Origin of the sequence: Pseudomonas sp. RIT-To-2, assembly GCF_029623465.1 — a bacterium.
GTDB lineage: Bacteria > Pseudomonadota > Gammaproteobacteria > Pseudomonadales > Pseudomonadaceae > Aquipseudomonas > Aquipseudomonas silvicola.
Window position 1 is genome coordinate 36805 of sequence record NZ_JAPYKM010000028.1, and the last position, 15013, is coordinate 51817.

At 62.8% G+C, this 15013-nt stretch carries 14 protein-coding genes; 8 read left to right on the forward strand and 6 right to left on the reverse strand.

What is annotated here, in order from left to right:
* Positions 1-87: 87 nt before the first annotated feature.
* Positions 88-2142, reverse strand: coding sequence for a S9 family peptidase (locus QBK88_RS21895; protein ID WP_277963686.1), 2055 nt, complete (start codon positions 2140-2142; stop codon positions 88-90).
* A 121-nt stretch (positions 2143-2263) separates the two neighbouring features.
* On the opposite strand from QBK88_RS21895, the gene QBK88_RS21900 reads away from it, so the two are divergent.
* Genes QBK88_RS21900 through QBK88_RS21910 form a run of 3 tightly spaced genes read left to right on the forward strand, consistent with a single transcriptional unit; the run spans position 2264 to position 4108 of the window.
* Positions 2264-2776 carry an MFS transporter gene (locus tag QBK88_RS21900; RefSeq protein WP_268148925.1) on the forward strand — a complete coding sequence of 171 codons (513 nt, stop codon included), beginning with the start codon at positions 2264-2266 and terminating at the stop codon, positions 2774-2776.
* An 18-nt stretch (positions 2777-2794) separates the two neighbouring features.
* Positions 2795-3571, forward strand: coding sequence for a class II glutamine amidotransferase (locus tag QBK88_RS21905; protein WP_277963687.1), 777 nt, complete (start codon positions 2795-2797; stop codon positions 3569-3571).
* Between the two features lie 9 nt (positions 3572-3580).
* Entirely contained in the window at positions 3581-4108 is a 528-nt protein-coding gene (locus tag QBK88_RS21910) for a DUF2937 family protein (protein ID WP_176571864.1), read from the forward strand.
* Between the two features lie 74 nt (positions 4109-4182).
* Here QBK88_RS21910 and QBK88_RS21915 read toward each other — a convergent pair whose 3' ends face one another.
* The 3 genes from QBK88_RS21915 to QBK88_RS21925 form a co-directional block, all read right to left on the reverse strand.
* Positions 4183-5361, reverse strand: a complete 1179-nt coding sequence (locus QBK88_RS21915) for a vWA domain-containing protein (RefSeq protein WP_277963688.1) — start codon at positions 5359-5361, stop codon at positions 4183-4185.
* A 10-nt stretch (positions 5362-5371) separates the two neighbouring features.
* Positions 5372-6217: an AAA family ATPase gene (locus QBK88_RS21920; protein WP_158152532.1), complete on the reverse strand. Its 846-nt coding sequence runs from the start codon at positions 6215-6217 to the stop codon at positions 5372-5374.
* Between the two features lie 114 nt (positions 6218-6331).
* On the reverse strand, positions 6332-7411 hold the full coding sequence (locus QBK88_RS21925) for a DUF748 domain-containing protein (protein ID WP_277963689.1): 1080 nt from the start codon (positions 7409-7411) through the stop codon (positions 6332-6334).
* A 127-nt stretch (positions 7412-7538) separates the two neighbouring features.
* Here QBK88_RS21925 and cysK point away from each other — a divergent pair, with 127 nt between their 5' ends.
* Positions 7539-8513, forward strand: coding sequence for a cysteine synthase A (gene cysK / locus QBK88_RS21930; protein ID WP_268148932.1), 975 nt, complete (start codon positions 7539-7541; stop codon positions 8511-8513).
* Positions 8514-8675: 162 nt separating this feature from the next.
* Positions 8676-9614, forward strand: coding sequence for an aspartyl/asparaginyl beta-hydroxylase domain-containing protein (locus tag QBK88_RS21935; RefSeq protein WP_268148934.1), 939 nt, complete (start codon positions 8676-8678; stop codon positions 9612-9614).
* A 47-nt stretch (positions 9615-9661) separates the two neighbouring features.
* Here the strand turns inward: QBK88_RS21935 and QBK88_RS21940 are convergent, their stop codons facing one another.
* Positions 9662-10066 (reverse strand): heme-binding protein, encoded by a 405-nt coding sequence (locus tag QBK88_RS21940; protein ID WP_277963690.1) that lies wholly within the window; start codon positions 10064-10066, stop codon positions 9662-9664.
* A 469-nt stretch (positions 10067-10535) separates the two neighbouring features.
* On the opposite strand from QBK88_RS21940, the gene QBK88_RS21945 reads away from it, so the two are divergent.
* Positions 10536-11396, forward strand: coding sequence for a DMT family transporter (locus tag QBK88_RS21945; RefSeq protein ID WP_277963691.1), 861 nt, complete (start codon positions 10536-10538; stop codon positions 11394-11396).
* Between the two features lie 24 nt (positions 11397-11420).
* Here QBK88_RS21945 and QBK88_RS21950 read toward each other — a convergent pair whose 3' ends face one another.
* The gene (locus QBK88_RS21950) at positions 11421-12323 is read right to left on the reverse strand and encodes a helix-turn-helix domain-containing protein (protein WP_277963692.1); all 903 of its coding nucleotides are present in this window, start codon (positions 12321-12323) and stop codon (positions 11421-11423) included.
* A 181-nt stretch (positions 12324-12504) separates the two neighbouring features.
* Between QBK88_RS21950 and QBK88_RS21955 the strand changes: the two genes are divergently transcribed.
* Positions 12505-13863 (forward strand): glutamine synthetase family protein, encoded by a 1359-nt coding sequence (locus tag QBK88_RS21955; protein ID WP_277963693.1) that lies wholly within the window; start codon positions 12505-12507, stop codon positions 13861-13863.
* Between the two features lie 61 nt (positions 13864-13924).
* On the forward strand, positions 13925-15013 hold the full coding sequence (locus tag QBK88_RS21960) for a polyamine ABC transporter substrate-binding protein (RefSeq protein ID WP_277963694.1): 1089 nt from the start codon (positions 13925-13927) through the stop codon (positions 15011-15013).

Here is a 15013-nt window from a genome sequence, read left to right on the forward strand (position 1 = left end):
GGTTCCCGCCCCGAAGTGTAGGCGGCGGGCACCGGCAGGTGTGTGAAAAACAGTGTCAATCAGACATCAGGTCGTCGCGAAGTTCCCTCAGGCCAGGCCCAGTACCTTGAACACGAAACCGTATTCCAGCGCGACGTCTCGCAGGCCCTGGTAGCGGCCGCTCATGCCGCCATGGCCGGCGCCCAGTTCGGTCTTGAGCAGCAGCAGGTTGCTGTCGGTTTTGGTGTCGCGCAGGCGTGCCACCCATTTGGCCGCTTCCCAGTACTGCACGCGGCTGTCGTTGTAACCGGCCACCACCAGGAGGGCAGGGTAGGCCTGGGCGCTGACGTTTTCGTAGGGCGCGTAACCCTTGATGCGCTCGTACACGTCGGGCTCTTCGGGGTTGCCCCACTCGTCGTACTCGGTGACGGTCAGCGGCAGGTCCGGGTCGAGCATGGTGTTGAGCACGTCGACGAACGGCACCTCGGCGATGGCCGCCTTGAACAGATCGGGGCGCTGGTTGAGCACCGCGCCGATCAGCAGGCCACCGGCGCTGCCGCCGCTGATGGCCAACTGGTCGCTGGTCGTCAGGCCCTGGGCGATCAGGTGTTCGGCGCAGGCGATGAAGTCACTGAAGGTATTGGCCTTGTGTTCCTGTTTGCCGGCCCGGTACCAGGCCTCTCCCAGCTCACCGCCACCGCGCACGTGGGCAATGGCGAAGGCCACGCCGCGTTCCAGCAGGCTCAGGCGCGCGTGGGAGAACCACGGGTCGAGGCTTTCGCCGTAGGCGCCGTAACCGTACAGGTACAAGGGTGTCGGCTGGCCCATGGCGCTGCGCTTGGCCACCAGGCTGATGGGAATGCGCGTGCCGTCGGTTGCCGTGGCCCACAGGCGCTGGCTGACGTAGTCATCGGCATTGAACACGCCCAGCACGGGGGTTTCCTTGAGCACTTTCTGCTCGCCATCGGCGAGGCTCAGCTGGCGCACCTGGGCCGGGCGGTTCAGGGCCTCGTAGCGCAGGCGAATACGGGGGCTGACGAACTCCAGGCTGTCGGACACATGCAGGCTGTAGGCCGCGTCCGGCAATTGCACGCGATAACTCGCCAGGCCCTGTGGGTGCACTTCGATGATCGGCAGGCCGCCTTCGCGCAGGCTCAGGGTGAACGCCTGAGCGTTGAGGGTCACGCCTTCGAGCATCACGTCGTCGCGATGGCCGATCAGCGGTTGCCAGCGGTCGCGGGTAGGCACCTGGCCGTTGTCCGCGGCCTGGAACAGGGCGAAGTTGATGCCGTCCTGATTGCTGCGGATGAACCAGGTCCAGGCGCCGTCGAGCCGACCGTGGTCGGGGTAGTACTCGTGGTCTTCGACCCTGGGCGCCAGGCACTGGAAGGCCTGCTCCGGGTGGGCGGCGTCCAGCACCCAGGCCTCGCTGGTGGTCTTGCTGTTGAGCAGCAGGATCAACTGGCGTTCGGAACTGGAACGGTAGCAATGCAGGAAGAACCGGCCGTCGGTCTCCTCGAACACCAGGGCCGCGTCGCTGCTGCCCAGGTGGTGACGGTAAAGCTTGTGGGGGCGGTGAGTATCATCCAGTTCGCCGAAGAACAGGGTCTGGCTGTCGTTGGCCCAGGTCATGCTGCCGTCGCAATCCTGGAACGGCAGCTCGGTGACGGTGCCGGTGGCCAGGTCCTTCACGTACAGGCGGTAGATTTCGTCACCGCTGGTGTCCAGGCTGTAGGCCAGCAAGCGGTGGTCGGGGCTGATGTTGAAGGCGCCAAGGGACAGGAAACCGCCCGCGGCCAGGGCGTTGGGGTCCAGCAACAGTTCCTCGTGGGCTTCGTCCACGGTCGGGCTGTCATCGGCCGGGCGCGGGCAGCGGTAGTGGCGGGCGTACTCATCGCCGGCCGTGGTGCGGGTGTAGTACAGGTACGGGCCCCAGGGCGAGGCCAGGGACAGGTCGGTCTCGCGGATGCGGCCCTTGATCTCTTCGAACAGTTGTTCGCGCAGCTCGGCCTGGTCGGCCAGTTGCGCTTCCTGGTAAGCATTCTCGGCCTTCAGGTAATCAAGCACCTCGGCGCTGTCGCGTTCCTGCAGCCAGGCGTACGGGTCGGTGCCGTCGGCCTTGCGGGCGATGGGGGCACGTGGGGCAGTGGCTGATGGGGGCATGGGCGGTTCACTCGCAAAGGGGGATTTGGCGGCGCCCGACGGGCCTTTTGGCATAGGGGGCGCCTGCACGGCGAAAAGTCGTTATCATAAGCGCCTATTCGCCTGCCTTGCCACGGACACCATGACCGAGAACGACTATTTCCTCGCCTGGGGTATCTATGCCTTCGCCGCCTTTGGTTGCCTGATGGTATGGCTGCGCCTGACTACCTGGATCTGGCGCTGGCTGCGCCAGCCATTGCGCCTGGTGATGGCGGTGGTGCTGTTCACCCCCACCATCGTCGACCCGGGCAAGGACATGTTTGCCCCTGCGGTGGCCATGACCGCTTTGGACATCCTGTTCAAGGACGCAGGCCATGCCTTGCCCGCCATGTCGGACCTGGCCATGTACAGCCTGGTCGCCCTGGTGCTGTACGTGATCTACGCCCTGATTCGCTGGCCGATCGAACGTAGCAGCCGCGCCCGCCGTGAAGAACAGGCCGCCCGTGACGAAGCCCTGGCCAAGGCCGAGGCCGACCAGCGGCGCCGTGACGAACCCGACGAGCCCTTTGGCAGCGCCGACCGTTTCGGCCGCACGCCGCCCCAGCCGACACCGCCCAGCCCTGCCGGGCGCATGCGCGTCGAGCCGCGCCTGTAACGCCGCCGGGGAGCCGCCATGTGTGAACTGCTGGGCATGAGCGCCAACGTGCCGACCGACATCGTTTTCAGCTTCACCGGGCTGATGCAGCGTGGCGGCCGCACCGGCCCGCACCGCGACGGCTGGGGCATCGCTTTCTACGAAGGTCGTGGCCTGCGCCTGTTCCAGGACCCGGCCGCGAGCAGCGAGTCGCAGGTGGCCGAACTGGTGCAGCGTTACCCGATCAAGAGCGAGGTGGTCATTGGTCACATTCGCCAGGCCAACGTGGGCAAGGTGTGCCTGTCCAACACCCACCCGTTCGTGCGCGAACTGTGGGGGCGCAACTGGTGTTTCGCCCACAACGGCCAACTGGCCGACTTCAACCCGTCTGCCACGTTCTACCGGCCGGTAGGGGATACCGACAGCGAAGCGGCGTTCTGCGACTTGCTCAACCGGGTACGCGAGGCGTTCCCCGAGCCAGTGGAAATCGAGCAGGTAATGCCTGTCCTCATCGAAGCGTGCGCTCACTACCGAGCCAAGGGCGTTTTCAACTGCCTGTTCAGTGACGGCGACTGGCTGTTCTGCTTCTGCTCGACCAAACTGGCCCACATCACCCGTCGCGCGCCGTTCGGCCCGGCCCGGCTCAAAGACGTTGACGTGATCGTCGATTTTCAGGCCGAGACCACTCCCAACGACGTGGTCACGGTGATTGCCACCGAACCTCTGACCGAAAACGAAACCTGGCAGCGCTACGAGCCCGGCCAATGGGCGCTGTGGCGCCGCGGCGAATGCGTGCTGCAGGGCACCACTGACTAGGAAAGCCCAATGCTGCGAAGTTACTTGCGACTGGTGCTGTTTGCCGTGGGGTTGTTGCTGGGCGTTCAAGTGCCCGGTCTGATCAATGATTACGTGCACCGGGTGGAAGCACACCTGATGGAAGCGCAGCAAAGCCTGCGCGGCTTCCAGGACACTGCCGACAAGTTCTTCAACGGTGACTTGCAGGCGTTGGTGGCCCATTACCATGACAGCAGCGACCCCGTGTTCCAGAGCGATGGCCAGAGCGTGGGCACCCTGATCGAGCGGCACAAGGCGCTGGACGCCGAGTGGCTGGCGTTGCAGGGGCCATGGTGGTGGCGCGACTGGCACGTGATCACGGCAGCCGACCCGAAGATCAGCCAGGAAACCCTGAACGGGTATACCTACCAGGTGTTACTGGTGCCCGAAGCCATTGGCTGGGGCGTGGCGGTGGCGTTCATTCTGGCGCTGGTGCTGGAGTGCCTGGTGATGTTGCCGGCGTGGACCCTGTATGGCGTGCGTCGCTACAAGGGTGAAGTGCCGGAACACTGGCGCTAGGCCGCGAGGGTCTCTTCCCTGGCCGCGCCCGTCTCCAGGACCGGGCGAAGCCAGGGAAGCGGCTCGCGCCGATCTCATTTGGAGAGAAACCGCATCCCTTCCTCTAGCCCGCGCAAGGTCAGCGGGTACATCTGGTCTTCGATCAGTTCGCGTACGATGTTGGTCGACGCCGTATACCCCCAGGTGTCCTTGGGGTAGGGGTTGATCCAGATGAGCTTCTTGTACTTCTCCATGAACCGCTGCATCCACACGTAGCCGGCTTCTTCGTTCCAGTGCTCCACGCTACCCCCCGGCTGGGTGATCTCGTAGGGCGCCATGGCCGCGTCACCGACGAAAATCACCTTCCAGTCTGGCCCGTACTTGTGCAGCAGGTCCTGGGTGGCGGTGCGCTCCGATGTGCGGCGCAGGTTGTTCTTCCACACCGACTCGTACACGAAGTTGTGGAAGTAGAAGTACTCCAGGTGCTTGAACTCGGTCTTGCAGGCCGAGAACAGTTCCTCGCAGATCTTCACGTGGGCGTCCATCGAACCGCCGATGTCGAACAACAGCAGCAACTTGACGGTGTTGCGCCGCTCGGGGCGCATCTGGATGTTCAGCAGGCCGGCATCACGGGCGGTGTGGTCGATGGTGCCGTCGATGTCCAGCTCCTCGGCGGCGCCCTGGCGGGCGAACTTGCGCAGGCGGCGCAGAGCCACCTTGATGTTGCGGGTGCCCAGTTCCACCTGATCGTCGAGGTTCTTGTACTCGCGCTGGTCCCATACCTTCACGGCCTTGCCCTGGCGCTTGCCGGCGTCGCCCACGCGGATGCCTTCGGGGTTGAAGCCACCGGAGCCGAATGGGCTGGTGCCGCCCGTGCCGATCCACTTGTTGCCGCCGGCGTGGCGTTCCTTCTGTTCTTCCAGGCGCTGCTTGAATGCTTCGATGAGTTTGTCCAGGCCCCCCAGGGACTGGATCTGCGCGCGTTCCTCGTCGGTCAGCGAGCGCTCGAACTCCTTGCGCAGCCAGTCTTCGGGAATCAGCGCCTGCAAGTGGTCGTCGAGTTTTTCCAGGCCATTGAAGTAGGCGGAGAAGGCACGGTCGAACTTGTCGAAGTGCCGTTCATCCTTTACCAGGATGGCGCGGGACAAGTAGTAGAACTCGTCCATGTCGGCGAAGGTGACCCGCGCCTGCAGGGCGTTGATCAGGTCCAGCAGTTCGCGCACCGAGACCGGCACCTTGGCAGCGCGCATCTCGTTGAAGAGGTTGAGCAGCATGGCAGGCCCCTCAGCGGTTACCGCGACGGCTCATGAACGCCAGGCGCTCGAGCAACTGCACGTCCTGCTCGTTTTTCACCAGGGCACCGGCCAGCGGCGGGATGGCCTTGGTGGGGTCGCGTTCGCGCAGCACGGCTTCGCCGATGTTGTCGGCCATCAGCAGTTTCAGCCAGTCCACCAGTTCGGACGTAGAGGGCTTTTTCTTCAGGCCGGGCACCTTGCGCACGTCGAAGAACACGTCCAGCGCTTCGCTCACCAGCTCTTTCTTGATGTCGGGGTAATGCACGTCGACGATCTTCTGCAGGGTAGGGCGGTCGGGGAAGGCGATGTAGTGGAAGAAGCAGCGGCGCAGGAACGCGTCTGGCAGCTCTTTCTCGTTGTTGGAGGTGATGATGATGATCGGGCGCTGCTTGGCCTTGATGGTCTCGTCGATCTCGTAGACGTAGAACTCCATCTTGTCGAGTTCCTGCAACAGGTCGTTGGGGAATTCGATGTCGGCCTTGTCGATTTCGTCGATCAGCAGAATGACCCGCTCCTCGGATTCGAAAGCCTCCCACAACTTGCCCTTCTTCAGGTAGTTGCGCACATCGTGGACCTTGTCCACGCCCAGTTGCGAGTCACGCAGGCGGCTGACCGCGTCGTACTCGTACAGGCCCTGGTGGGCCTTGGTGGTGGACTTGATGTGCCAGGTGATCAGGCGGGCGCCGAAGGACTCGGCCAGTTGCTCGGCCAGCATGGTCTTGCCGGTGCCAGGCTCGCCCTTGACCAGCAGGGGGCGTTGCAGGGTGATGGCCGCGTTCACCGCCAGTTTCAGGTCGTCTGTGGCGACGTATGCCGCGGTGCCTTCGAACTTCATGTCTGCTTGCCCTCAGTCTGAACAGTTTGTTATGGCGCGACTATAACGCGGGGTCTGGTCGAATGTGAACGCAGCGCCGCTATTCAGTCGCTGAATGAACACGGGCCAGCGCAATCAATCACCTTCCTTGGGTGGCGACTGTTCGTACTTGGCGTTGAAGGCCTGCACGAAGCCGTTACGCAGGATCTCCCAGAACGCCTCCAAGGCACTGATGTCCTGGCGGTGCACACTGCCGCTGAGGTCCACGCGGGTGGCGAACTGGTTCTTGTTGTGGTTCTTCAGCACTGCCTGGGTACCGCCGACAATGGCTTCCCACACCGAGCGGAAGAAGCCTTTGTCCTTGTTTTCCACGTCCTGCTGCCAGTTGAATACCTCGACGTTGTGCAGCAACGGCTTGATGTAGCCCGTGAGCTGGCCCTTGGTGGCCTGGGCCTCCACCACCACGTCACCGGTGCCGGCATTGAAGTCGAACTTGCCATAGGCGCTGGAGAAATCGTTGACCTTGCGCAGTTGCACACCGGTAGTGCGCAGGCGGAATTGGAAGTCCTCGAAGTTGCTGAACGGGTCGAACGTGGCGATCGCCTCCAGCGGTGCCTGGCCGAACAACTGCGCATGGCCTTCGAAGCGGGCGTCGCGCTTGCCTTGCTTGTCTTCCACGTTGGTGAGGTTATACAGGCTGGCGTTGACGTGGTTGGCCGACAGGTTCACCGGCGGCTTGGAATTGAAGTTGCGGAAGGTGATGGTGCCATCATTGACCCGCACTTCATCCAGGGTGAACGGCACCAGCTTGTTCAACTGTGCCCGCCAGTCGGTACCGGCACCGGTCTGGGAGGCCTGTTTGTTGGTACCGCCGTCGACGAAGTTCAGTTCCGGGTTGGCAAACTCCACCTTGGCCACCACCGTATGGTCGTACCACAGGGAATGCCAACTCACCGCCAGGTCGATCAACGGTGCGGTCAGCAGGGGCACCGGTACCTTGCCGTCGACCTTGACGATCTCCAGGCCGTTGATCTTGTAGGCGCCGCGCCACAGCGCCAAGTCCACGTCGGCCACGTGGCCGCGGTAGGCGCCCATGTCGGCGAGTTTGTCGTTGAGATAGTTGCGCACCACGTAGGGCAACGCGATGTGCAGCACGATCAGCAGCAGTGCGATGACTGCCACGGTCCACAGGGGCCAACTGTAGCGACGTTTCATGATGCCGGTGTCCTGGACGTTATAAGACATTGACCGGTACGCGCGGCATCCGTTCGCCATGACTGGACTCCCCCGGCCACCAGGCTTACCCTTGGATTTTTACGCTGGTGCATAAGGACCTCCTGCCATGAGCCGCATTTTCGCTGACAACGCGCATTCCATCGGCAACACGCCGCTGGTGCAGATCAACCGCATCGCCCCGCGCGGTGTAACCGTGCTGGCCAAGATCGAAGGCCGCAACCCCGGTTATTCGGTCAAGTGCCGCATCGGTGCCAACATGATCTGGGACGCCGAAAGCAGCGGCAAGCTCAAGCCGGGCATGACCATCATCGAACCTACCTCTGGTAACACCGGCATTGGCCTGGCCTTTGTCGCCGCCGCCCGTGGCTACAAACTGGTGCTGACCATGCCGGCCTCCATGAGCATCGAGCGCCGCAAGGTGCTGAAAGCCCTGGGCGCCGAGCTGGTACTCACCGAGCCTGCCAAAGGCATGAAAGGCGCCATCGAGAAGGCCGAGGAACTGGCCAACGCCAACCCCGACACCTATTTCATGCCCCAGCAGTTCAGCAACCCCGCCAACCCGGCCATCCACGAGAAAACCACCGGGCCGGAGATCTGGAACGACACTGACGGCGCGGTCGATGTGCTGGTGGCCGGCGTGGGCACGGGCGGCACCATTACTGGCGTGTCGCGCTACATCAAGAAAACCCAGGGCAAGTCCATCCTGTCGGTGGCCGTGGAGCCGATCACTTCGCCAGTGATCACCCAGGCGCTGGCTGGTGAAGAGATCAAGCCCAGCCCGCACAAGATCCAGGGCATCGGCGCGGGCTTCGTGCCTGGCAATCTGGACCTGGCGCTCGTGGACCGGGTGGAATTGGTCAGCGACGATGAAGCCAAGGCGATGGCCCTGCGCCTGATGCAGGAAGAAGGCATCCTGTGCGGTATTTCCTGTGGCGCCGCCATGGCGGCAGCCGTTCGCCTGGCTGAGAAGCCGGAGATGCAGGGCAAGACCATCGTCGTCATCCTGCCGGACTCGGGTGAGCGTTACCTGTCGAGCATGCTGTTCAGCGACCTGTTCACCGAGGCCGAAACCCAGCAGTAGGCGTGTAACGCCGACGCGGCCTTCCCGCCAGGGCTACAGGGTGTTGACCTGCCTCAAGAAAGGGTTCTATCGCCCGCGCAATAATGAATGTCGTCCGGAATGGCTGCCCAGGCAGCCTTCCAGGGTTTATCATGGCGGACTGCCCATTCAAGGAGTTGTTGCATGACCCTTTCACTCGCCGTCAAGGTTGCTGTGCTGATGCTGTTCGTCTGCAGCATCCTCTACGTGCATCTGCGCGGCAAGGCGCGCCTGCCGGTGCTGCGCCAGTTCGTCAACCACTCCGCGTTTTTCGCGCCGTACAACGCGCTGATGTACCTGTTTTCCGCCGTGCCGTCCAAGCCTTACCTGGACCGCAGCAAGTTTCCCGAACTGGACCTGTTGAAGAACAACTGGGAAACCATCCGCGAAGAGGCCATGCACCTGTTCGACGAGGGCTACATCCGCGCCGCCGAAAAGAACAACGACGCCGGTTTCGGTTCGTTCTTCAAGAAAGGCTGGAAGCGTTTCTACCTCAAATGGTACGACCAGCCGCTGCCCTCGGCCGTGGCCCTGTGCCCCAAGACGGTGGAACTGGTGAGCAGCATCCCCAACGTCAAGGGCGCGATGTTTGCCCTGCTGCCGGGCGGCAGCCACCTGAACCCGCACCGTGACCCGTTCGCCGGTTCGCTGCGCTACCACCTGGGCCTGTCGACCCCCAATTCCGATGCGTGCCGCATCTTCGTGGATGGCCAGGAATACGCCTGGCGCGACGGTGAGGACGTGATGTTCGACGAGACCTATGTGCACTGGGTCAAGAACGAGACCGACTTCACCCGCGTGATCCTGTTTTGCGACATCGAGCGCCCGTTGAGCAACCGCCTGATGGGCCGCATCAACCGTAGCGTCAGCGCCTTCCTGGGCCGTGCCACGGCGCCGCAGAACGTCGATGAAGAGCGCGTGGGCGGTATCAACCAGGCCTATGCCTGGAGCAAGCGTTTCAGCGACGGCATTTCCGGCAAGATGAAGAAGTTCAAGCGGGCCAACCCCAAGGCCTACCGCGTACTGCGGCCGGTGCTGGCGGTGGTGGTGCTGACTGCGCTGGGTTACTGGCTGTTCGGCTGAAACCCGTGCCCCGGCCTTTCGGCCGGGGCTTCTCGTTTGCTGTTCCCCTAGCCCAGCACGGCCACGCCGGCCCGGGCGATCTGCGCATCGAACTCCGACTTGACCCCCGAAACGCCAACGGCGCCAATCACCTGGCCGTCGTGGATGATCGGTACCGCGCCTTCCAGGCAGGTCATGATGTCCACCGACAGGAACGAGGTGCGGCCCGTGGTGTTGACCAGGTCTTCGTAATATTTCGACTCGCGGCCACTGATGGCCGAAGTGCGGGCCTTTTCCGGCGCCAGGTAGGCGGTGCTGGAGGCCGCGCCGTCCAGGCGTTCCAGCGCCAGCAGGTGGCCGCCGTCGTCGACGATGGCGATGGTCACCGCCCAATTGTTCTGCTGTGCTTCAGCGCGGGCGGCGGCCAGGATACGGGTGGTTTCGGTGTGGCCCAGTACGGCTTTGGTACGCATCATTCAGTCCTTTCGATGGGTGGGGCAGGGGGCTTATCTTCACACGGCGGTGGCTGCCATGCGACCCCTTCCCGAGCGTCGCCCGGTCCCACAGGCGTTCACGCAGCTCCTTGTGAGAATGGGCGTAGCTCGGGAACGCAACAGCGCGAAAATCGCGCCAGGCACCATTGTCAAAACCCCTGAGCGATGGTTATAGTCAGCCCTCAACCGAATCCGAGCTCGCCATGCCCGCCATCCGTCCTCACGCCAGCCACACCCGCGCAGCTTTGGCTGTCGGCGTGCCGTGCGCGGACCAGCAGCCGGCCCAGCTCAGCCACTATCCCCCTCCTGTCGTTCAGACGCCCGTGTGTGCAGTTGTTGCACCGCCCTGCGGCGTCGTTGCTGCGGTCTGAAGCACCGCACCCCAACACACTGAACCCGGCTGTTTAGCCGCTCTGGCCTTATCTGGCCCGAATGACAGGTGCCTCACATGTTTGCCTTCTCGAAAGACTCCGTGGCCTCGGTGGCCTCCACCGTGCTGTTCGTCCTGCTATGGAGCAGTGGCGCGTTCTTCTCCAAATGGGGCCTGGCGCATGCCTCGGCCTTCGCCTTCCTGCTGTGCCGTTTCGCCATCGCGCTGGTGGCGCTGTTGTTGCTGGTGCCGTTGCTCAAGCTGCGCCTGCCCACTACCCGTCAGGGCCTGGGATACGCCATCGCCACTGGCCTGGTGCTGCTGGGCGCCTACCAGATCTTCTACATCCTGGCCCTGAGCCTGAAGGTCACCCCCGGCGTGATGGCCACGGTCATGGGCGTGCAACCCATCCTCACGGCGGTGCTGGTGGAGCGGCGCCATTCGCTCACCCGCCTGTTTGGCCTGTGCCTGGGGCTCGCCGGGCTGGTGCTGGTGGTGTTCCAGAGCATCGGCATCGCTGGCATGTCATGGGCAGGCATTGCGTTCGCGTTGCTGGCGATGCTGAGCATGACCCTGGGCTCCATCATGCAGAAGCGCATCACCACTGATCCGCTTGGCACCCTGCCGGTGCAATACGCGGCCGGCATGCTGCTGTGCGCGGTGTTCGTGCCCAGCCAGGCGTTCCACATCGAGCACAGCCTGTCGTTTTACGTGCCGGTGGTGTACATGGGCCTGGTGGTCTCGGTGCTGGCGACCTTGCTGCTTTATCGACTGATTGCCCGTGGCAACCTGGTCAACGTTACCAGCCTGTTCTACCTGGTGCCGGCTGTCACGGCGGTGATGGACTGGCTGATTTTCGGTAACCGCCTGGCGCTGCTGAGCGTGGCCGGGATGGGGCTGATCGTGCTGGGGCTGATATTTGTGTTTCGCAAGGTTTAGCTGCGGTTGCGCAGGTATCGGGTTTCAGGTCTTGCGCTTCAGCGTCTCGCTGGGCAGTTCATCGAACAATGCCCGGTAACTGCTGGAAAACCGCCCCAGGTGCCAGAACGACCAATGCATCGCTACCTCCGCCACCGTGGTGGCACTGCCTTGGGCGCGCAGCAGTTCGCGGTGCGCGTTGTTCAGGCGCTTGAGCCGCAGCCATTGGGCCGGCGCCATGCCGGTGTAAGCCTTGAACGCTTGCTGCAACTGGCGCAGTGAAACGCCCGCGACGCGGGCCAGCGCCACCAGGTTGAGGGTTTCATCGGGCACGTCGGCAGCCCACTCGAACACCCGCTTCATGATCCGCCGTTCTGCGGCCCGGCGCTGCAAGGCGCCGGTGTCCAGGCTCACCGAGGCGTTGTCGAGGATGAACAGGCAATCGTCCAGCAGCTGCGTGGTCAGGCTGTCACGGTCGGGGCCGTCGGCGCTGTGGCCCAGGCGGGTGAGGGTGCTGCCCAGCCATCGGGTGAACAGTTGATTTTGCCCGCAGCGCAGCGGCGCCATGAACAACCCTTCCAGGCGCGCCACATCCAGGCCATGCTCGCGCACGAATTGCGGGCCGAACACCACGGCGGTCTCGCGGTAGTGCTCCGGGGTGATCCAGATATTGCGGCTTTCACCATTGAGCAGGTACAGCGACTGCTCGCTCTGGTCGAAACAGAACGCCAGTGAACCTTGGGGGGCGCTGAAGTGCTGCTCTACCCGGGTGTTCATGCCTTCTTCGTAAATTTCCACGCCGTGCAGGTCCAGGTAACGGATCTGCCCGCGGAAATGCCCCGGTGACATCTGCTGATAGTCCTGCACCCAGCCCGGTGTGGCCTGGATCTGCTCGGTGAAACTGCCGGTCTGGTAGGCGTGGACGGTAAGCGGGTAGGGCTCTTTCATACGATGACCTGATCGCACCACGATGGTGCATTAAGGCGTGCGTAAAATGGATAGATGGTTATAAGCTGCTTGCGCAAGATATAAGGGAACGCGCCCGAGGGGAAGATCGGCCCCACGCTTCGTCCATTTGAAGCAAAAACCAGGCACTATCGGCGCCAACAAAAATCGAGATGAGGTCTTTATGAATGCCCCCTTCGACCAACTGTCCAGTTGGCTGAAAGATCACAAGATTACCGAGGTTGAATGCGTGGTCAGCGACCTGACCGGCATTGCCCGCGGCAAGATAGCACCCACCAACAAATTCCTGCATGAGCGAGGCATGCGCCTGCCGGAAAGTGTGCTGTTGCAAACGGTAACCGGGGATTTTGTCGACGACGACATCTACTACGACCTGCTGGACCCTGCCGACATCGACATGATCTGCCGCCCGGACCCTTCGTCGATCTACGTGATCCCCTGGGCCATCGAGCCGACGGCCATCGTCATCCACGACACCTTCGACAAACAGGGCAACCCCGTTGAGCTGTCGCCGCGCAACGTGCTTAAGAAGGTGCTCAAGCTGTATGCCGACAAAGGCTGGCAGCCCATCGTTGCGCCGGAAATGGAGTTCTACCTCACCCAGCGCTGCGAAGACCCGGACCTGCCTCTGCGTGCGCCCCTGGGCCGTTCGGGCCGCGCTGAAAGCGGCCGGCAGTCGTTCTCCATCGATGCGGCCAACGAATTCGACCCGCTGTTCGAAGACGTCTACGACTGGTGCGAAGCCCAGGGCCTGGACCTGGACACGCTGATCCACGAAGACGGCCCGGCGCAGATGGAGATCAACTTCCGCCACGGCGATGCCCTGGACCTGGCCGACCAGATCACCATCTTCAAGCGCACCATGCGTGAAGCCGCGCTCAAGCACAACGTCACGGCCACGTTCATGGCCAAACCGGTGGGCGACGAGCCTGGCAGCGCCATGCACCTGCACCAGAGCGTGATCGACATCGCCACCGGCAAGCCGATCTTCGTCGACGACACCGGCGCCAAAAGCCAGCTTTTCCTGCACCACATTGGCGGCTTGCAGAAATACATTCCCAAACTGCTGCCCATGTTTGCCCCCAACGTCAACTCGTTCCGCCGCTTCCTGCCGGACACATCGGCACCGGTGAACGTGGAGTGGGGTGAGGAAAACCGCACCGTGGGCCTGCGCGTACCAGATGCAAGCCCCGAAGCCATGCGCGTGGAAAACCGCCTGCCAGGCGCTGACGCCAACCCTTACCTGGCCATCGCCGCAAGCCTGTTGTGCGGCTACCTGGGCATGGTGGAGGGCATCGAGCCGAGCGCGCCGGTGGAAGGCCGCGCCTATGAGCGCCGCAACCTGCGCCTGCCGATCACCATCGAAGATGCCTTGGCGCATATGGAAGAGTGCGACACCGTCATCCAGTACCTGGGCGAGAAGTTCGTGCGCGGCTACGTGGCGGTGAAACGCGCCGAGCATGAAAATTTCAAGCGGGTCATCAGTTCATGGGAACGCGAGTTCCTGCTGTTGAGCGTTTGAGGCAGCTTCACGCTGCAAGCTTCAAGTTTGCAGCTCCAACCTTTCCAAAGGAGTGAGTCGAATGCATGTTCTGAAAACCCTGTTACCTGCAGCGCTTGCGCTGACCCTGGCCACTGGGGCCCAGGCCGAAGGTTCGGTCAGTGTCTACAACTGGACCGACTACATCGGCGAAACGACCCTGGCGGATTTTACCGCCAAGACCGGCATCAAAGTGGTGTACGACGTATTCGACTCCAACGAAACCCTGGAGGGCAAGCTGCTGGCTGGCCACACCGGCTATGACGTGGTGGTGCCGTCCAACCACTTCCTGGGCCGCCAGGTGAAGGCGGGGGCGTTCCTGAAACTGGACCGCTCCCAGCTGCCGAACTGGAAAAACCTGGACCCCACACTCATGGCGCTGCTGGAAAAGAATGACCCCGGCAACGCCCACTCGGTGCCCTACCTGTGGGGTACCAACGGCATTGGCTACAACGTGGACAAGGTCAAGGAAGTACTGGGCGTCGACCACATCGATTCCTGGGCGGTGCTGTTCGAGCCCGAGAACATGAAGAAGCTCACCAAGTGTGGCGTCTCCTTTATGGACTCGGCTGACGAAGTGTTGCCAGCCACCCTCAAATACATGGGGCTGGACCCTAACAGCGCCAATGCCGATGACTACGCCAAAGCCAAGGCCAAGCTCAAGGCCGTGCGCCCCTACGTGACCTATTTTCACTCGTCCAAGTACGTGTCGGACCTGGCGAACGGCAATATCTGCGTGGCCTTCGGCTATTCGGGTGACGTGTTCCAGGCCGCCAACCGCGCCAAGGAAGCCAAGAACGGCATCCATATCGCCTATGCCATTCCCAAGGAAGGCGCCAACCTGTGGTTCGACCTGCTGGCCATTCCCGCCGATGCTGGTGACGTGAAAGAGGCCCACGCCTTCATCAACAACCTGCTCGACCCTCAGGTCATCGCCAAGGTCAGCGCGACGGTCGGCTACGCCAACCCGAACCTCGAGGCCAAGCAGTACATGGACAAGGACCTGCTGACCAACCCTGAGGTATACCCGTCCCAGGAAGTACTCAAACAGCTCTACATTTCCACCGCCCCGAAACCGGCCATCATGCGTTTGATGACGCGTGACTGGGTGGACATCAAGTCGAACCGCTAA